This window comes from Buttiauxella cochleicola, from assembly GCF_021282435.1.
Taxonomy (GTDB): Bacteria; Pseudomonadota; Gammaproteobacteria; order Enterobacterales; family Enterobacteriaceae; genus Buttiauxella; species Buttiauxella massiliensis.
Genome location: NZ_JAJSOT010000003.1, coordinates 363774 through 380960, shown reverse-complemented (window position 1 = coordinate 380960; position 17187 = coordinate 363774). Strand labels below are relative to the sequence as shown.

19 protein-coding genes are annotated in these 17187 nt (G+C 50.1%); 13 read left to right on the top strand and 6 right to left on the bottom strand.

Features of this window, described 5'->3' with window-relative positions; translation table 11 throughout:
* Positions 1-194: 194 nt before the first annotated feature.
* The 5 genes from argT to hisP all read left to right on the top strand — a co-directional run bounded on the left by argT (position 195) and on the right by hisP (position 4315).
* Positions 195-977 carry a lysine/arginine/ornithine ABC transporter substrate-binding protein ArgT gene (argT, locus tag LVQ77_RS10665; RefSeq protein WP_232865955.1) on the top strand — a complete coding sequence of 261 codons (783 nt, stop codon included), beginning with the start codon at positions 195-197 and terminating at the stop codon, positions 975-977.
* A gap of 297 nt (positions 978-1274) precedes the next feature.
* A complete protein-coding gene (hisJ, locus tag LVQ77_RS10660) occupies positions 1275-2057 on the top strand; it encodes a histidine ABC transporter substrate-binding protein HisJ (protein ID WP_034458847.1) in 783 nt (260 codons plus the stop codon).
* Between the two features lie 74 nt (positions 2058-2131).
* Positions 2132-2818, top strand: coding sequence for a histidine ABC transporter permease HisQ (locus LVQ77_RS10655; RefSeq protein WP_134185133.1), 687 nt, complete (start codon positions 2132-2134; stop codon positions 2816-2818).
* Positions 2815-3531, top strand: a complete 717-nt coding sequence (locus LVQ77_RS10650; protein ID WP_151995300.1) for an ABC transporter permease — start codon at positions 2815-2817, stop codon at positions 3529-3531. The genes LVQ77_RS10655 and LVQ77_RS10650 overlap by 4 nt, the downstream gene beginning before the upstream one ends.
* Before the next feature lie 10 nt (positions 3532-3541).
* A complete protein-coding gene (hisP, locus tag LVQ77_RS10645) occupies positions 3542-4315 on the top strand; it encodes a histidine ABC transporter ATP-binding protein HisP (RefSeq protein ID WP_151995301.1) in 774 nt (257 codons plus the stop codon).
* 476 nt (positions 4316-4791) lie between these two features.
* Here hisP and LVQ77_RS10640 read toward each other — a convergent pair whose 3' ends face one another.
* A complete protein-coding gene (locus LVQ77_RS10640) occupies positions 4792-5076 on the bottom strand; it encodes a helix-turn-helix domain-containing protein (RefSeq protein ID WP_232865956.1) in 285 nt (94 codons plus the stop codon).
* Positions 5077-5181: 105 nt separating this feature from the next.
* On the opposite strand from LVQ77_RS10640, the gene LVQ77_RS10635 reads away from it, so the two are divergent.
* Positions 5182-5448 (top strand): helix-turn-helix domain-containing protein, encoded by a 267-nt coding sequence (locus LVQ77_RS10635; RefSeq protein WP_232865957.1) that lies wholly within the window; start codon positions 5182-5184, stop codon positions 5446-5448.
* A 92-nt stretch (positions 5449-5540) separates the two neighbouring features.
* Here LVQ77_RS10635 and LVQ77_RS10630 read toward each other — a convergent pair whose 3' ends face one another.
* The 3 genes from LVQ77_RS10630 to yfcG form a co-directional block, all read right to left on the bottom strand.
* Complete coding sequence (locus LVQ77_RS10630; protein WP_232904412.1) at positions 5541-6434, bottom strand: TIGR01777 family oxidoreductase; 894 nt, start codon at positions 6432-6434, stop codon at positions 5541-5543.
* Between the two features lie 22 nt (positions 6435-6456).
* A complete protein-coding gene (gene folX / locus LVQ77_RS10625; RefSeq protein ID WP_151995303.1) occupies positions 6457-6822 on the bottom strand; it encodes a dihydroneopterin triphosphate 2'-epimerase in 366 nt (121 codons plus the stop codon).
* 92 nt (positions 6823-6914) lie between these two features.
* Positions 6915-7544, bottom strand: coding sequence for a GSH-dependent disulfide bond oxidoreductase (yfcG, locus tag LVQ77_RS10620; protein ID WP_151995304.1), 630 nt, complete (start codon positions 7542-7544; stop codon positions 6915-6917).
* Between the two features lie 151 nt (positions 7545-7695).
* Between yfcG and yfcF the strand changes: the two genes are divergently transcribed.
* Genes yfcF through yfcD form a run of 3 tightly spaced genes read left to right on the top strand, consistent with a single transcriptional unit; the run spans position 7696 to position 9549 of the window.
* Entirely contained in the window at positions 7696-8340 is a 645-nt protein-coding gene (gene yfcF / locus LVQ77_RS10615) for a glutathione transferase (protein ID WP_232904411.1), read from the top strand.
* Between the two features lie 56 nt (positions 8341-8396).
* A complete protein-coding gene (gene yfcE, locus LVQ77_RS10610) occupies positions 8397-8948 on the top strand; it encodes a phosphodiesterase (RefSeq protein WP_232865961.1) in 552 nt (183 codons plus the stop codon).
* A gap of 55 nt (positions 8949-9003) precedes the next feature.
* Positions 9004-9549: an NUDIX hydrolase YfcD gene (gene yfcD / locus LVQ77_RS10605; protein ID WP_255666872.1), complete on the top strand. Its 546-nt coding sequence runs from the start codon at positions 9004-9006 to the stop codon at positions 9547-9549.
* A gap of 75 nt (positions 9550-9624) precedes the next feature.
* On the opposite strand, the gene pta is transcribed toward yfcD, so the two are convergent.
* Both pta and ackA read right to left on the bottom strand, forming a co-directional pair.
* Complete coding sequence (gene pta, locus LVQ77_RS10600; protein WP_151995307.1) at positions 9625-11766, bottom strand: phosphate acetyltransferase; 2142 nt, start codon at positions 11764-11766, stop codon at positions 9625-9627.
* 132 nt (positions 11767-11898) lie between these two features.
* Positions 11899-13101 carry an acetate kinase gene (gene ackA, locus LVQ77_RS10595; RefSeq protein WP_064512697.1) on the bottom strand — a complete coding sequence of 401 codons (1203 nt, stop codon included), beginning with the start codon at positions 13099-13101 and terminating at the stop codon, positions 11899-11901.
* Between the two features lie 336 nt (positions 13102-13437).
* Here ackA and yfbV point away from each other — a divergent pair, with 336 nt between their 5' ends.
* From yfbV to LVQ77_RS10575, 4 genes are all read left to right on the top strand, one after another.
* Positions 13438-13893 (top strand): terminus macrodomain insulation protein YfbV, encoded by a 456-nt coding sequence (yfbV, locus tag LVQ77_RS10590; protein WP_151995308.1) that lies wholly within the window; start codon positions 13438-13440, stop codon positions 13891-13893.
* 72 nt (positions 13894-13965) lie between these two features.
* A complete protein-coding gene (locus LVQ77_RS10585; protein ID WP_034458818.1) occupies positions 13966-14460 on the top strand; it encodes a YfbU family protein in 495 nt (164 codons plus the stop codon).
* Entirely contained in the window at positions 14453-15133 is a 681-nt protein-coding gene (locus tag LVQ77_RS10580; protein WP_232904410.1) for a sugar phosphatase, read from the top strand. Before LVQ77_RS10585 ends, LVQ77_RS10580 begins: the two co-directional genes overlap by 8 nt.
* Before the next feature lie 203 nt (positions 15134-15336).
* The gene (locus LVQ77_RS10575) at positions 15337-17169 is read left to right on the top strand and encodes an SLC13 family permease (RefSeq protein WP_232904409.1); all 1833 of its coding nucleotides are present in this window, start codon (positions 15337-15339) and stop codon (positions 17167-17169) included.
* The last annotated feature ends 18 nt before the right edge of the window (positions 17170-17187 follow it).

Genomic DNA, 17187 nt, shown 5'->3' with positions numbered 1-17187 from the left:
TTAATGCTTTTCCCTCATACCAGACCTGCTATCTTTCATTCTCGTGACAGAGTTGTAACTTTTATTTAACACAAAACCACGCACTTTCTTTCACGCAAGAAAAAGTGGCATGGGAACTGCAACTCTGGTCTGCAACACAAAACAAACACAACACGACGTTACACATAATAAGATCAGCCACCTGAGGGTTATGTATGAAAAAGCAAGTTCTCGCTCTGTCATTACTGCTTGGCCTGAGTGCCACCGCAAGCGTCTTCGCAGCCATTCCGCAGAGCATTCGTCTTGGTACGGACACCACATATGCACCGTTCTCATCTAAAGACGCGAAAGGGGATTTTGTTGGTTTCGATATCGATCTAGGCAATGAGCTGTGTAAACGCATCAATACTAAATGTACGTGGGTAGGAAGCGACTTTGATGCGCTGATCCCATCGCTTAAAGCGAAGAAAATCGACGGTATCATCTCCTCGCTTTCCATTACTGAAAAACGCCAGAAAGAGATTGCCTTCTCAGACAAACTTTATGCTGCTGATTCACGCCTGATTGCTGTTAAAGGCTCTCCGGTTCAGCCAACTCTTGATTCACTCAAAGGCAAGCACATCGGTGTGTTGCAAGGCTCTACCCAAGAAGCATATGCCAACGCTGAATGGCGTAGCAAAGGTATCGATGTGGTGCCTTACGCTAACCAGGATCTGATCTATTCTGACCTGGCTGCTGGCCGCCTTGATGCGGCATTCCAGGATGAAACCGCTGCAAGCGAAGGCTTCCTGAAATTGCCTGCGGGTAAAGGCTATCAGTTTGCTGGCCCATCTGTGAAAAACAAACAGTACTTTGGTGACGGCACCGGTATTGGCTTGCGCAAAGACGACGTAGAGCTGAAAGCTGCCTTCGATAAAGCGCTGGCAGAAATGCGTAAAGACGGTACTTACGACAAATTTGCTAAAAAGTACTTCGATTTTAATGTTTACGGTGAATAACCTCATCCCGTAGTCTGTAGCCCGGTTATGGCTTTCATGGCCGGGCTGAATAGAATTGCAATCTAACCTGATTCTACTTGCACTCCGTTAGTGCAAATTATTGCTGATGCACCAAAATGGTGTTTTACTTGCATCCTGTTGGTGCGACATGCTTTTCAAGTGAAAGTGCTCCTGAAACAGGGCGCGCCATCCGCTTGAAAAAACACTATATTGGTATGCATAAATTGGCATGAAACATGCAATTTTATCCGGTTAAAAAGCAATCGCGCAAAATATACGGTCTACTCGAGGATAATTATGAACAAGCAGATCATCGCTCTTTCTTTGGTACTGGCATTTTCCAGTGTTTCCACAGCTTTCGCCGCAATTCCTAAAAATGTACGTATTGGTACTGACCCAACTTACGCACCGTTTGAGTCGAAAAACGCTCAAGGGGAACTAGTCGGTTTTGATATCGATTTGGCAAAAGAACTCTGCAAACGCATCGAAACTAATTGTACCTTCGTGGAAAACCCCCTGGATGCGTTGATCCCCTCGTTGAAAGCGAAAAAAATCGACGCGATTATGTCGTCGCTTTCTATTACTGAAAAACGCCAGCAAGAAATTGCCTTCACCGACAAACTGTACGCTGCAGACTCGCGTTTAGTGGTCGCGAAAGGTTCGCCGATTCAACCCACTCTTCAGTCTCTGAAAGGTAAGCGTGTCGGTGTGCTGCAAGGCACTACGCAAGAAACCTACGGTAATGAGCACTGGGCACCGAAAGGCATCGAAATTGTCTCTTACCAAGGCCAGGACTCTATTTACGCTGACCTGACGGCAGGCCGTATTGACGCCGCGTTCCAGGACGAAGTGGCTGCGAGCGAAGGCTTCCTGAAACAACCTGTTGGCGCAAATTACCAGTTCGGTGGGCCATCAGTTAAAGACGACAAACTGTTTGGTGTTGGCACCGGTATGGGTCTGCGTAAAGACGATACCGAGTTACGCGAAGCACTGAACAAAGCATTTGCTGAAATGCGCAAAGACGGAACTTACGAGAAGTTAGCGAAGAAATACTTCGACTTCGATGTTTACGGTGGTTAACAGTCACCAGTGGTTCAACCTGCCCGCTGCGGGCAGGTTAGGTTTGTGCAAACACTGACGACAGGATACGCACCATGTTGTACGGTTTTTCAGAAGTCATTTTTAAAGGGGCTGTCGTCACGCTGGAACTGGCGCTAAGCTCCGTTATCCTCGCCGTTATTATTGGCCTGGCGGGAGCTGGTGCTAAGTTATCCAAAAATCGCCCGTTAGCCATGCTGTTCGAAGGTTACACCACGCTGATTCGTGGCGTGCCCGATCTGGTACTGATGCTGCTGATTTTCTATGGCCTGCAAATGGCGCTCAATGTGTTAACCGACTCGCTTGGCGTTGCCCAGTTTGATATCGACCCAATGGTTGCCGGTATCATTACGCTTGGTTTTATCTACGGTGCCTATTTTACCGAAACGTTCCGTGGTGCTTTTATGGCTGTTCCGAGAGGGCACATTGAAGCGGCAACCGCCTTTGGTTTTACCGGTTCGCAAACTTTCCGCCGCATTCTCTTCCCAGCCATGATGCGCTATGCGCTGCCTGGCATTGGTAATAACTGGCAGGTTATTTTAAAAGCCACCGCGCTGGTCTCGTTGTTGGGTCTGGAAGATGTGGTGAAAGCGACTCAGCTTGCCGGGAAAAGCACCTGGCAGCCATTCTACTTTGCGATTGTCGCCGGGATCATTTACCTGTTCTTTACCACGGTATCGAATGGTGTACTGCTCTGGCTTGAACGCCGTTACTCGGTTGGCGTGAAGAGGGCTGAGCTATGATGGATATTTTCCACGAATACTGGAAGGCGCTGCTGTGGACTGATGGCTATCGGTTTACCGGGGTTGCCATTACGCTGTGGTTGCTGATTTCATCGGTGGTGATGGGCGGGATTCTGGCACTGTTTTTGGCCATCGGCCGCGTATCCAGCAACAAATTTATCGCGTTCCCTATCTGGCTGTTTACCTACATTTTCCGTGGCACACCGCTGTATGTGCAGTTGCTGGTGTTTTACTCCGGCATGTATACGCTGGAAGTGGTGAAAGGCACGGTACTGCTCAATGAGTTTTTCCGCAGTGGCCTGAACTGTACGGTCCTCGCGCTGACACTCAATACTTGTGCGTACACCACCGAAATCTTTGCCGGGGCTATCCGTGCTGTACCGCATGGTGAAATTGAAGCCGGGCGCGCATATGGTTTCTCGCCATTCAAAATGTATCGCTGCATTATTCTGCCTTCAGCGCTGCGTATCGCACTGCCTGCGTACAGCAACGAAGTGATTTTGATGCTGCACTCCACCGCACTGGCGTTTACTGCCACGGTGCCGGATCTCCTGAAGATCGCCCGCGATATCAACTCCGCAACTTACCAGCCGTTTACCGCTTTTGGGATTGCTGCGGTTCTGTACCTGTGCATTTCTTATGTGCTGATTAGATTGTTCCGCAAGGCGGAGCAACGCTGGTTGCAGCATATTAAACCAAGCTCAACACATTGAGTGTTCAACGATGACTGATAAAAAATTAAGCGTTACCGACCTGCACAAGCGCTACGGCCAACATGAAGTGCTCAAAGGTGTCTCTTTACAAGCCAATGCGGGCGATGTGATAAGCATCATTGGCTCATCGGGCTCTGGCAAAAGTACCTTTTTACGCTGCATTAACTTCCTCGAAAAACCGAGTGAAGGGACGATTGTTGTCAATAACCAGAACATTAATCTGGTGCGTGATACCGACGGACAGTTAAAAGTTGCCGATAAAAATCAGCTTCGTTTACTACGCACGCGTCTGACGATGGTATTCCAGCATTTCAACTTGTGGAGCCACATGACGGTGCTGGAAAACGTCATGGAAGCGCCGATTCAGGTGCTTGGCCTGAGCAAGCAAGAAGCGAAAGAGCGTGCAGTGAAGTATCTGGCGAAAGTTGGCATTGACGAGCGCCAGCAGATTAAGTACCCGGTACATCTTTCCGGCGGCCAGCAGCAGCGTGTCTCTATCGCCCGTGCACTGGCGATGGAACCTGAAGTGTTGCTGTTCGATGAACCGACCTCCGCGCTTGATCCTGAACTGGTAGGCGAAGTGTTGCGTATCATGCAGAAACTGGCCGAAGAGGGGAAAACGATGGTAGTGGTAACGCATGAGATGGATTTTGCGCGCCACGTTTCAAACCATGTGATTTTCCTGCATCAGGGTTTAATCGAAGAAGAGGGGACACCAGAAGAGTTGTTTGGTAACCCGAAAAGCGCCCGTTTGCAGCAGTTCTTGTCGGGATCGTTGAAGTAATCCCCTCACCCTTTCCCTCGGGGCTGTCTCTTATACACAACTCACCTTGGCAATCTTGTCAGGGTGAGATCTTTAAGCCTCGCTGATTTTCCGTTCACCCGTGCGTTCAGTTATCTCTTTCATTCCTGCAAACGGTGAACGTATCAAGGAGAGCACGCCCTCTCCTTGATAATCCAGGCGCCCGGCCATTAAATTGCCGCTGCGCGGTAAACCCCAGCTTATCCCCAACATCAGGGTCGTTCGCGATTCGTTCCCGACGATCGCTCTCTTTCGCTGCTCCCGGCAGCTCAACCCTGACTTATGGGGAGCACTGGGGGCAATTTATACCGGGAACAAAGTCAAAACCGACTCGGTGTGGTTTTTATCCTTTGATGTTCACCGGTACAGTGGCTAAATAAAACGCTTAATATCAGGTGAATGGAACTGTCTCCCGAATCACAGAGATGTGACTAAGAGACAGCCCCCAGGAGACGGAACTATTCGGTTTTCCCCTTCTCCAAGGGGAGAAGGTGGGGATGAGGGTGTTTAATATCACCGATAACTTCCCGAATGAGCATTTCTGGATCCAAACTCACCATCCTCGCCAAGTGCACAAACTCCACCATATCTAACCTTCGTTCACCGCTTTCAACTTTAGCGATAAATGACTGAGGCTTGCCCAGTGCCTCTGCAAGTTGTGTCTGCGTTATGTTGTTTTCTTTTCTAGCTTTCTTGAGTGCGTTGATGACGCGCTGATATTCATCTGAGTAAACAGAAGCCATTTGTTCGATTCCGTAAAATATCCCGAAATCGAATATCCTCTCGTTGTGTTTTTATCCCAAAACAGGATAATTGAGTAATTAACAACCTCACATAGAGAAATTAAGATGCAATATCAGGATTGGCACTCAGCCGACATTATTGCGGCATTACGTAAAAAGGGCACTTCTCTGGCTGCGGTTTCACGCGAAGCGGGGCTGAGTTCTTCCACTCTGGCAAACGCGCTTTCTCGCCCGTGGGCAAAAGGGGAAATGCTGATAAGCCTTGCGATTGGTATACCGGCAACGGAGATCTGGCCGAGCCGTTATTTTGATCCGGAGACTCACCAGCCTGTTGAAAGGTTGATGCGTAATCGGGGGAGTAGGCGGGTTTAGTTTTTGGTTGAACTAGCCCCCTCTCCGAACGGAGAGGGGATTATTCGGTTTTCCCCTTCTCCTGGGGGAGAAGGTCGGGATGAGGGCGTTTCCTACCGCACCACATCCCCAAGAGCTTCCTCAAGATCATACCAACGGAAGCCAAACCCGGACTCTTCAAGCCGCTTTGGCAACGCGCGTTGCCCGCCCAATACCAACACCGAAGATTCACCCATCATCATCCTGACTGCGGTTGCCGGTGCACGTATAAATGCCGGGCGATTCAGTACATGGCCGAGAGCATGAGAGAACTGTTCATTGCGCACCGGATAGGGTGAAACCATGTTAAATGGCCCACGCAGGTCGTTATCCAACAGCCACAAAATACCGTTCACCATATCGTCGATATGAATCCACGCCAGATATTGCCGCCCATCACCCATTGGCCCACCCAGACCTAAACGGAATATCGGCAGCAGTTTTGCCAGAATCCCGCCTTTGGGGGCTAACACTACGCCGGTACGTAGCAGGCAGACGCGCGTGTGCTCGCTCTGTGCGCCACAAGCAATTTGCTCCCAACGGGCGCACAGCTTATGGGTAAATTCATTGTGGGGCGGTTCATCTTCGTTGACGACCACTTCACCGAGGTCACCATAATATCCGGCGGCAGAACCAGAGATAAACACTGCAGGCGGCGTCTGGCTTGCTTTAAACATCTCAACCAGGCGTTCGGTGATTTGCCAGCGGCTTTGGCACAAGCGCTGTTTTTGCGGCTCGGTCCAGCGTTTGTCGGCAATGGGTTCACCTGCAAGATTGATCACCGCATCGAACCCATCAAGATTCTGATGGTCGTTCAACCCTTTCCAGAATGTGACTTTGGGGTCAAAAAGCGTACGCGCTTTGTCGGGGTTTCTGGTGACGACCGTGACATCGTGCCCTAATTCCAGCAAGCGCGGTACCAGATGGCTGCCAATCAGGCCGGTTCCTCCGGTAATCAGTATCTGCATGCTCGTCTCCAGTTGTTTGCGCTTACTTGCGCCAACTCATGGTCATTGATACCGAGTCGGCATAGCGCAGCGCGTGAAGTTTATCGATCTCTACTTCAGCATAAGATACCCACGGATGATCGCATGCGATGTCGAGCACATCCTGAGTTAATTTTTCCAATAATGAGAAGCGATGGTTCTCTACCAACTGAATGATTTGTTTAGTGATAGTGCGGTAATTCAGCGCGTCGTTGATATCTTCGCTGGCGCGGGCTTTGTCCGCCGGGTAATGAATGGCGACGTTAATGACTATATCCTGGCGATTGGCAATTTCTTCTTCCTTGATACCAATGAAGGTGCGCAGGCGTAAATTTTTGATTCGAATAATTGCGTCTGGTTGTGGGGACATTGCAGGTGTGCTCCATGTAGTTATTTTCCATCGCAGACTATACCCAAATTAGATGAGGAAAAAAATTGCGCGCCTTGTCGGGCGCGCAGGGTTTAGTTTTGCTGCGCTTTCTCATAAGCACGTTCGGTTGCCGGGCGTGAGCGGATTCGCTCAAACCAGTTTTGAACGGCAGGGAAGTGCGCCAGATTGATGCGCTGGCGCTCATGGGAAACCGTCCACGGATAAGTAGCAATATCAGCAATGCTGTATTCGTTACCGCCCAGCCATGGAGTTTTCTCAAGCTGCTTATTCAGAACGCCGTACAAGCGTTGGGTTTCAACCTGGTAACGCTCAATGGCATAGGGTACGGGCTGTGGGGCGAAGTGGTTAAAATGATGATTCTGACCGAGCATTGGGCCAAAGCCACCCACTTGCCAGAATAGCCACTGCAATGTGTGGGTGCGTTCGCGCAAGTCTTTGCTTAATAGTTCGTTGGTTTTTTCTGCTAAATACAGCAGGATTTCACCGGATTCAAACAAGCTCAGTGGGCCGCCGCCGTCCAAAGGGTGGTTGTCGATAATCGCCGGAATTTTATTGTTCGGAGAAATCGCTAAAAAGGCAGGCTGAAACTGATCTCCTTTGCCAATATCAATACGATGAATGGCGTAGTCCAGGCCCGTCTCTTCCAGAAACAGCGTGATTTTGTGGCCGTTTGGTGTCGGTGCGTAGTAGAGGTCAATCATGTCATTCCCATCCTGATATCAGTATTTTTCTTAAACCTATGGAGTATAGACTTTTTGAAAAAAGTGCTTCGTAGATGATTTTTGCTCAAGTGACAGTTGCCATTTTCCGCTATATGTTCAATAGCCTGGGAAACGAAATCATGGGGATATTATGAGCCAGCCGACAATAACACTTTGGTCCGATGCGAATTTTTTTAGCCCGTACGTGATGTCTGTCTACGTTGCACTCAAAGAAAAAGGCCTGAACTTTAACCTGCAAACGATTGATCTGAATAGCGGGCAAAACCTGAAACCTGGCTGGAAAGGCTATGATTTGACGCGCCGCGTTCCCACTTTAGAAGTCGATGATTTTCTACTGAGTGAATCCTCCGCCATTACTGAATATCTTGAAGAGCGTTTTGCTCCGCCAACCTGGGAGCGTATTTATCCGCATGACCTGGAAAAACGCGCCCGGGCTAGACAAATCCAGGCCTGGATCCGCAGCGATTTAATGCCAATTCGTGAAGAGCGTTCAACCGACGTGGTTTTCGCAGGCGTGAAGAAACCACCGCTGACGGAGAAAGGACAAATTGCGGCTCAAAAGCTTATAACGACGGTTGAAAATTTGTTGCCTGTCGGCCAACACAATATTTTTGGCGAGTGGTCGATTGCTGATACCGACCTGGCACTGATGCTTAATCGTTTGATTCTCAATGGCGATGAAGTCCCTGAGCGGCTGGAAGAATATGCAGCCTTCCAGTGGCAGCGGGCTTCGGTGCAGCGTTTTCTGGCACTTTCCGCAAAGCATTCTGGCTGATTAGCCCCATAATTCGCTATGATAATTCCGCTTACCATTAACAGGAATAGGGCTTTATGAAGCTGATGTTTGCCTCGGATATTCACGGATCGTTACCCGCAACAGAGCAGGTGCTGGCACATTTTGAGCGCAGTGGTGCTAAATGGTTAATATTGCTGGGTGATGTGCTGAATCATGGGCCGCGAAATGCGCTACCGGTGGGCTACAATCCTGGCGCTGTTGCTGAGCGCTTCAACAGCATTGCAGACAGAATTATCGCGGTTCGTGGTAACTGCGACAGTGAAGTTGACCAGATGCTGCTTCATTTTCCGATTACTGCACCCTGGCAACAAATATTGATGGAGGACCAGCGTTTATTTGTGACGCATGGTCATCTGTATAACCCTGATAAATTGCCACCACTGGCAGAAAACGATGTTTTGGTTTTTGGTCATACTCATCTTCCACTGGCTGAGAAGCAAGACACGGTCTATCTCTTTAATCCGGGCTCGGTGAGTATCCCTAAAGGCGGCTTTGAAGCGAGTTATGGCATGCTAAACGACGGTGTTCTGAGCGTTCACGCACTGAATAACGCTGGGGTTATTGCACAGGTCGAGATTACCCCGTAACTTACCGCTTGTTGAACATAACGCGCCAAAGAGCGCCCTGAATAAGGTTTCCCCAATGGCGGAACAGAGTCATTTTGTTGGCATGGAATGGGTAGATATTGTCAATGAAGACAATGAAGTAATCGCGCAAGCAAGCCGCGAGCAAATGCGCGCGCAGCGTTTGCGCCATCGCGCGACTTATATCGTTGTGCATGATGGTATGGGGAAGATTTTGGTGCAGCGTCGTACCGAAACCAAAGATTTTATGCCGGGCATGCTGGATGCTACCGCTGGTGGCGTAGTGCAGGCTGATGAACAACTGCTGGACTCAGCACGTCGTGAAGCGGAAGAGGAGTTGGGTATTGCCGGTGTGCCATTTGCCGAGCATGGTCAGTTCTACTTTGAGGACACCAACTGCCGCGTATGGGGAAGCCTGTTTAGCTGTGTTTCTCATGGCCCGTTTGCGTTGCAGGAAGAAGAAGTCAGCGAAGTATGCTGGATGTCGCCGGAAGAAATTACAGCCCGCTGTGACGACTTTACGCCGGACTCTCTTAAAGCACTGGCGTTGTGGATGACACGCAACGCAAAAAATGAATCCCAGCACACTGCTGCTGCGGAGTAATTCATTTAGTTTTACCGGATCACGCCAATAAAAAAGGCCGCATATAAATGCGGCCTTGTTGCTTCTCAGAAGAACTTAGTCTTGTTGAGAAGACTGAATCGCAGTCAGAGCGATGGTGTAAACGATATCGTCTACCAGTGCGCCACGAGACAGGTCGTTGACTGGTTTACGCATACCTTGCAGCATTGGCCCGATGGAGATCAGGTCTGCTGAGCGCTGTACCGCTTTATAGGTGGTGTTACCGGTGTTCAGGTCTGGGAAGATGAACACGGTAGCGCGACCTGCAACCGGTGAGTTTGGCGCTTTGGATTTAGCAACGTCAGCCATAACTGCGGCGTCGTACTGCAACGGACCGTCGATGACCAGGTCAGGACGTTTTTCTTGAGCAATACGTGTAGCTTCACGTACTTTCTCAACGTCGCTACCTGCACCAGAAGTGCCGGTGGAGTAGGACAGCATTGCAACGCGTGGATCGATACCGAATGCAGCAGCGGAATCCGCAGACTGAATAGCGATTTCTGCCAGTTGCTCAGCAGTTGGGTCCGGGTTGATCGCGCAGTCGCCGTAAACGTAAACCTGTTCTGGCAGCAGCATGAAGAACACAGAAGAAACCAAAGAGCTGCCTGGTGCAGTTTTGATCAGCTGCAACGGTGGACGAATGGTGTTCGCGGTAGTGTGAACAGCACCGGAAACCAGACCGTCAACTTCGTCTTGCTCAAGCATCAAAGTACCCAGCACAACGTTGTCTTCCAGTTGCTCACGCGCAACGGCTTCGGTCATGCCTTTGCTCTTACGCAGCTCAACCAGACGTGCAACGTAGCTCTCGCGAACCACTTCTGGATCCACGATTTCGATACCAGCACTCAGTTCAACGCCTTGCGCAGCAGCAACACGGGTGATTTCATCCGGGTTACCCAACAGCACGCAAGTTGCGATACCACGTTCAGCACAGATAGATGCCGCTTTCACGGTACGTGGCTCTTCGCCTTCTGGCAGAACAACACGTTTGCCGGCTTTACGCGCCAGCTCAGTCAGCTGATAACGGAATGCTGGAGGTGACAGACGACGGCTACGCTCAGACGTTGCAGTCAGAGATTCGATCCAGTTTGCATCGATGTGGCTGGCCACATATTCCTGCACTTTCTCGATACGCTGATGGTCGTCAGTTGGGACTTCCAGGTTGAAGCTTTGCAGGCTCAGGGAAGTCTGCCAGGTGTTAGTGTCAACCATGAACAGCGGCAGGCCGGTAGCAAATGCACGCTCACACAGTTTGGTGACGCGTGGGTCCATTTCGTAACCGCCGGTCAGCAGAACTGCACCGATGTCTACACCGTTCATTGCAGCCAGGCATGCTGCAACCAGCACGTCTGGACGGTCTGCTGAAGTCACCAGCAAAGAACCTGGACGGAAGTGTTCCAGCATGTGCGGAATGCTACGCGCACAGAAGGTCACAGACTTCACGCGACGAGTTTTGATGTCGCCTTCGTTGATGATGGTTGCGTTCAGGTGACGCGCCATATCAATTGCACGAGTAGCGATCAGATCAAAGCTCCATGGCACACAGCCCAGAACTGGCAGCGGGCTGTCAGCGAACAGCGCTTTAGGATCGATGTTAGCGATGCTCGCTTTAGTGGAGTCATCAAAAATTTCGGACAGATCAGGACGGGTACGACCCTGCTCATCAACTGGGGCATTCAGTTTGTTAATGATAACGCCAGTGATGTTGGTGTTTTTGCTGCCGCCGAAGCTGCTACGAGCCAGTTCAATACGCTCTTTCATCTGCTCTGGGGAGTTGTTACCCAAAGACATAACGAAGACGATTTCAGCGTTCAGCGTTTTTGCGATTTCGTAGTTCAGAGATTGCGCAAACTGATGTTTACGAGTTGGAACCAGACCTTCAACCAGAACCACTTCAGCATCTTTGCTGCTGGCGTGGAAGTTGGCGATGATCTCTTCCATCAGCACGTCTTGTTGGTTGCTGGACAGCAGCGACTCAACGTGATTCATGTGCAGCGGTTCAGCCGTTGGGATGCTGGAGTTAGCACGCACAATGCTGGTGGTTTGATCTGGAGTATCGTCACCGGTACGCGGTTGGGCGATAGGTTTGAAAACGCTAAGGCGAACGCCTTTTTGTTCCATAGCACGGATAACACCAAGGCTGACGCTGGTCAGGCCGACGCTGGTTCCGGTAGGGATCAACATAATAGTACGGGACACGGTATAACCTCTTTGTATATACCCGGCATATTTCGGGTCGCAGAGGATTGCAGCAACTCGAATTATTTTGGGTATTGTCCTTTACAGGACTCAGAAAACAACACCGCCAGCGAAGGCTGGCGGTAAGGAGAATCAAGCGGTCAGGCGAGATGCATCCTGAGCGATAACCAGTTCTTCGTTGGTCGGAATGACCATCGCAGGAACGGTACCCTCTTTGTTGATGTAGCCTGATTTGCCGAAACGAGCAGCCAGGTTGCGTTCGTGGTCAACTTCAAAGCCCAGAACACCCAGTTTGCCCAGAGACAGCTCACGTACCATTGCAGCGTTTTCACCGATACCACCAGTGAACACAACGCCGTCCAGACGACCTTCCATCAGTGCAGTGTAAGAACCGATGTATTTCGCCAGACGATGGCAGAACACGTCCATTGCACGTTTAGCATCTTCTTTAGTGGTGTAGTTGTCTTCAACATAACGGCAGTCGCTGGTGACTTCAGTCAGACCCAACAGGCCAGACTCTTTAGTCAGCATTTTGTTGATATCGTCAACGCTCATGCCCAAGGAATCGTGCAGGTGGAAGATGATAGCTGGATCGATGTCACCAGAACGGGTGCCCATTACCAGACCTTCCAGCGGAGTCAGACCCATAGAGGTGTCAACACACTTGCCGTTACGGATAGCAGAAACAGAACCGCCGTTGCCCAGGTGGCAAGTGATCAGGTTCACTTCTTCCACTGGCTTGTTCAGCATTTTCGCGGCTTCTTGAGTCACATAGAAGTGGCTGGTGCCGTGTGCGCCGTAACGACGAACGCCATGCTCTCTGTACAGGTTGTACGGCAGAGCATAGAGGTAAGATTCTTCTGGCATGGTCTGATGGAACGCGGTGTCAAACACAGCAACGTTTTTATCAGCCAGTTTAGGGAAAGATTTCAGTGCTTCAGCAATACCGATCAGGTGTGCCGGGTTATGCAGTGGTGCAAAAGAAGCAGTATCTTTGATACCCTGAATCACGGTCTCGTCGATAACGACGGAGCTGGTGTACTTCTCGCCGCCGTGAACAACACGGTGGCCGATAGCAGTCAGCTGCTCGGACAATTCAGGTTTTTGTGCCAGAATGGTATTAACCATAAAGTTAAGAGCTTCGCTGTGAGCGGCGCCTGCACCCAAAGCCGCTTCTTGTTTACCGCCATCCATTTTCCACTTGATACGTGCTTCAGGAAGATGGAAACATTCGGCTAAACCAGAAAGGTACTCGTCACCGTTTACTGCATCAATGATTGCAAATTTCAGTGAAGAGCTACCGCAGTTCAGAACCAGTACTAACTTACTCGACATGGAAGTACCTACTATTAATATGTGGCTAAAAAAACGTCAGTTAGTCTCTCAGCGTAGCGCATGATGAGCCTGACATTTATGATTAACGTCATGCCAGAAGCGTTTTTTTGGCATGAAGATTAAATACTCTAGAGTTTACGCCATGTTGCGCGATTTTTCGGCAACGGCTGACTGAGCAAAAAATTGACAACCTGCGGTTTCCCTTCTACGGCCATCAAGGCCGGCACAGGATACCCGATTGCAGCAGCTAAAGACAAAAGATTTTGAACCATGTAATTTAGAGTTGTTGTTTTGCACAAAAATTTTATTTTTTATATGTGAAGTTGAGGTAAAGCCATGTCGACACCCCTAAATAGCCACGCCAGCTGGTTTAGCATGTTCAGTCGTGGGCAACACTATTCTAAGACCTGGCCTGTCGATAAACGCCTCGCGCCAGTCTTTGTAGAAAATCGTGTTATCCGCGCCACACGTTTTGCCATCCGCTTTATGCCCCCACTTGCTGTGTTTACGCTGACTTGGCAGATTGCCCTTGGCGGCCAACTTGGCCCCGCAGTCGCAACCGCATTATTCGCCTGTAGCTTACCAATGCAGGGTTTATGGTGGCTAGGTAAGCGCTCAGTTACGCCACTGCCGCCGACCATTTTGAGCTGGTTCTACGAAGTGCGTGGCAAATTACAGGAAGCAGGGCAGGCGCTAACACCGATTGAAGGCAAGCCAGATTACCAGGCGCTCGCTGAAGTACTGAAACGTGCGTTTAAGCAGTTGGATAAAACTTTTCTTGATGATTTGTAAAATCCCTGCCGTTACGCATATATAGAAGGATATTTTTTCGCAGGAGTGATTCTGCGCAACAGGAGCTAAGAAATGGAAATGACTAACGCCCAGCGTCTGATTTTATCTAATCAGTACAAAATGATGACCATGCTCGATCCAGACAACGCCGAGCGTTATCGTCGCCTGCAAACGATCATTGAGCGCGGTTACGGCCTGCAAATGCGCGAGCTGGATCGTGAATTCGGTGAGTTGACGGAAGAAACTTGCCGTACTGTCATCGACATTATGGAGATGTACCACGCGCTGCACGTCTCCTGGACGAACCTGAAGGATAACCAGGAAATTGACGAACGCCGTGTCACCTTCCTCGGCTTCGATGCAGCAACTGAAGCTCGGTTCCTGGGATATGTTCGATTCATGGTCAATATTGAAGGCCGTTACGCGCACTTTGACGCGGGTACTCATGGCTTTAACGCGCAGACCCCAATGTGGGAAAAATATCAGCGTATGTTGAAAGTGTGGCAGTCCTGCCCACGTCAGTATCATTTAAGTGTGAATGAGATCGCGCAGATTATTAATGCCTGAGGGGAGACGCGTCGTGAAGTGCAAAGGTTTCTTGTTTGATTTGGATGGGACTCTGGTTGACTCCCTGCCAGCGGTTGAGCGTGCATGGATTAACTGGGCTAAGCGTTTCGATATTTCGCCGCAAGAAGTATTAGGCTTCATTCATGGTAAGCAGGCGATAACTTCACTGCGTCATTTTATGGCGGGTGCGTCTGAAGAAGAGATCCAGCAGGAGTTTTTCCGTCTTGAGAAAATCGAGTCTGAAGATACCGACGGTATTGTGGCATTGCCAGGAGCTGTTGAGTTATTGACTCATCTGAGCGAAGCGGGCATTCCATGGGCTATCGTGACCTCTGGTTCATTACCTGTGGCTTCAGCTCGTCGTGCGGCTGGTGGAATGCCAGAGCCTGAAGTGCTTGTTACTGCTGAACGTGTTGCTCGAGGCAAACCTGAGCCGGATGCCTACTTACTCGGTGCGCAATTATTAGGTTTAGAGCCTGAAGAATGCGCTGTAGTAGAAGATGCGCCAGCAGGTGTACTTTCTGGCCTGGCTGCAGGTTGCCATGTTATTGCGGTCAATGCACCGGCCGATACGCCACGGCTTGAGCATGTCGACTATGCTCTGCATTCGTTGACTGAGCTTCTGGTTCAGAAGCTGCCAGATGGCACAGTCGAAGTGTTGAGAAAACACTAAACACATGATTTAGCCCCGCGATAGCGGGGCTTTTTTATGGCATGATTTTTACCCTTTCAATCAGCTATCACCCTAATTAATTGGAGTCACAGCAAGGCAGCAAGGGAGCTTATCCCGGGGAACTTACATGAGTAAGTGACTCGGGTAAGTGAGCGTAGCTAACGCGGCTGTGGCTTCAAGTAAGACGGGAAAAAGGAATTGTTTTGAACTCAGAACTGATTTGGGTTTTATCGCTGTTAGCGATAGCGGTGGTGCTGTTTGCCACTGGCAAAGTACGTATGGATGCGGTTGCACTTCTTGTCATTATTGCATTTGTCCTCAGCGGCACACTCACTCTCAGCGAGGCCTTCTCAGGCTTTAGCGATCCCAACGTTATCCTGATTGCAGCACTCTTTATCATTGGCGACGGCCTGGTACGAACCGGCGTTGCTACCAAAATGGGGGCCTGGCTTGTGGATGTTGCAGGCAGTAGTGAAACCAAAATGCTGGTTTTGCTGATGCTCACCGTTGCGGGGCTTGGCGCATTTATGAGTTCAACGGGTGTGGTCGCAATATTTATCCCCGTGGTACTCAGTGTTTCAATGCGCATGAAAACCTCGCCATCGCGCTTAATGATGCCGCTCAGTTTTGCAGGGTTGATTAGCGGCATGATGACGCTGGTCGCAACACCACCCAATCTGGTCGTAAACAGCGAATTGCTGCGCGAAGGGTTGCAGGGGTTCCATTTCTTTAGCGTTACGCCTATTGGCCTGGTCATTTTATTGCTGGGTATCGGCTATATGCTGATTGCGCGTTTTGCACTGAAAGGGCAGAACAAAGACGATGGCAAGCAGGACTGGCGTCGTCGTACTTTTCGTGACCTGATTAAAGATTACCGCCTGGCTGGCCGTGCGCGTCGTCTCGCAATTCGCCCGGGTTCACCGATGGTGGGCCGACGTTTGGATGATTTAAAACTGCGTGAGCGTTATGGCGCCAATGTCATCGGCCTTGAGCGCTGGCGCAAATTCCGCCGGGTTATCGTCAATGTCACTGGCGTCACTGAATTTCGCGCGCGCGATGTGCTGTTGATTGATATGTCTGCTTCTGAAGTCGATCTGCGTGAGTTTTGTAGCGAGCAGATGCTTGAGCCAATGGTTCTGCGCGGCGAGTATTTTTCGGACCAGGCGCTGGATGTTGGCATGGCCGAAGTTTCGTTGATCCCTGAGTCCGAACTGATAGGGCAGACACTGCGCGAGATAGGCTTCCGTACTCGCTACGGCCTGAACGTTGTTGGGTTACGTCGCAATGGCGAGGCAATGGAAGGGCTGTTGGTCGATGAGGCGTTACAGCTTGGTGATATCTTGCTGGTTGTCGGTGACTGGAAACTGATTAGTCAGTTGCAGCAAAAAGGCCGCGATTTCCTGGTACTCAATTTGCCGGTGGAAGAGGGCGAGGCGTCACCAGCGCATAGCCAGGCACCCCATGCGATTTTCTGCCTGGCGTTGATGGTCGCCTTGATGTTGACGGACGAAATTCCTAACACCATCGCGGCCATTATTGCCTGTTTGTTGATGGGCAAGTTCCGTTGTATCGATATGGAAAGTGCTTATAAAGCGGTGCACTGGCCAAGTATTATTTTGATTGTCGGTATGATGCCATTCGCGCTTGCACTGCAAAAAACGGGTGGTGTGGATTTGATTGTAAACGGGTTGATGAGTCTCGGCGGTGGCTATGGTCCACACATGATGTTGATTTGCCTGTTCGTGATGTGTGCCGCGATTGGCTTGTTTATCTCAAATACGGCGACTGCGGTGTTAATGGCACCTATTGCGTTAGCTGCGGCAAAATCGATGGGTGTTTCCCCTTATCCATTTGCGATGATCGTTGCACTCGCCGCATCGGCTGCATTCATGACACCGGTATCATCACCGGTTAATACCCTGGTTCTGGGGCCTGGAAATTATAAGTTCAGCGATTTTGTGAAGATGGGCGTGCCGTTTACGGTGATTGTGATGGTGGTAAGCGTGGTGATGGTGCCGATGTTATTCCCGTTTTAATACCCTTCATACTTGAAG

Bases quoted from the DNA above. Each gene is read 5' to 3' on its own strand.
- yfcD (WP_255666872.1), top strand. From the start codon at position 9,004: ATGGCGGAACAGAGTCATTTTGTTGGCATGGAATGGGTAGATATTGTC.
- LVQ77_RS10585 (WP_034458818.1), top strand. From the start codon at position 13,966: ATGGAAATGACTAACGCCCAGCGTCTGATTTTATCTAATCAGTACAAA.
- yfbV (WP_151995308.1), top strand. From the start codon at position 13,438: ATGTCGACACCCCTAAATAGCCACGCCAGCTGGTTTAGCATGTTCAGT.
- yfcG (WP_151995304.1), bottom strand. From the start codon at position 7,544: ATGATTGACCTCTACTACGCACCGACACCAAACGGCCACAAAATCACG.
- LVQ77_RS10655 (WP_134185133.1), top strand. From the start codon at position 2,132: ATGTTGTACGGTTTTTCAGAAGTCATTTTTAAAGGGGCTGTCGTCACG.
- hisP (WP_151995301.1), top strand. From the start codon at position 3,542: ATGACTGATAAAAAATTAAGCGTTACCGACCTGCACAAGCGCTACGGC.
- LVQ77_RS10630 (WP_232904412.1), bottom strand. From the start codon at position 6,434: ATGCAGATACTGATTACCGGAGGAACCGGCCTGATTGGCAGCCATCTG.
- hisJ (WP_034458847.1), top strand. From the start codon at position 1,275: ATGAACAAGCAGATCATCGCTCTTTCTTTGGTACTGGCATTTTCCAGT.
- LVQ77_RS10635 (WP_232865957.1), top strand. From the start codon at position 5,182: ATGCAATATCAGGATTGGCACTCAGCCGACATTATTGCGGCATTACGT.
- folX (WP_151995303.1), bottom strand. From the start codon at position 6,822: ATGTCCCCACAACCAGACGCAATTATTCGAATCAAAAATTTACGCCTG.
- yfcE (WP_232865961.1), top strand. From the start codon at position 8,397: ATGAAGCTGATGTTTGCCTCGGATATTCACGGATCGTTACCCGCAACA.
- LVQ77_RS10580 (WP_232904410.1), top strand. From the start codon at position 14,453: ATGCCTGAGGGGAGACGCGTCGTGAAGTGCAAAGGTTTCTTGTTTGAT.
- ackA (WP_064512697.1), bottom strand. From the start codon at position 13,101: ATGTCGAGTAAGTTAGTACTGGTTCTGAACTGCGGTAGCTCTTCACTG.
- yfcF (WP_232904411.1), top strand. From the start codon at position 7,696: ATGAGCCAGCCGACAATAACACTTTGGTCCGATGCGAATTTTTTTAGC.
- LVQ77_RS10650 (WP_151995300.1), top strand. From the start codon at position 2,815: ATGATGGATATTTTCCACGAATACTGGAAGGCGCTGCTGTGGACTGAT.
- argT (WP_232865955.1), top strand. From the start codon at position 195: ATGAAAAAGCAAGTTCTCGCTCTGTCATTACTGCTTGGCCTGAGTGCC.
- LVQ77_RS10640 (WP_232865956.1), bottom strand. From the start codon at position 5,076: ATGGCTTCTGTTTACTCAGATGAATATCAGCGCGTCATCAACGCACTC.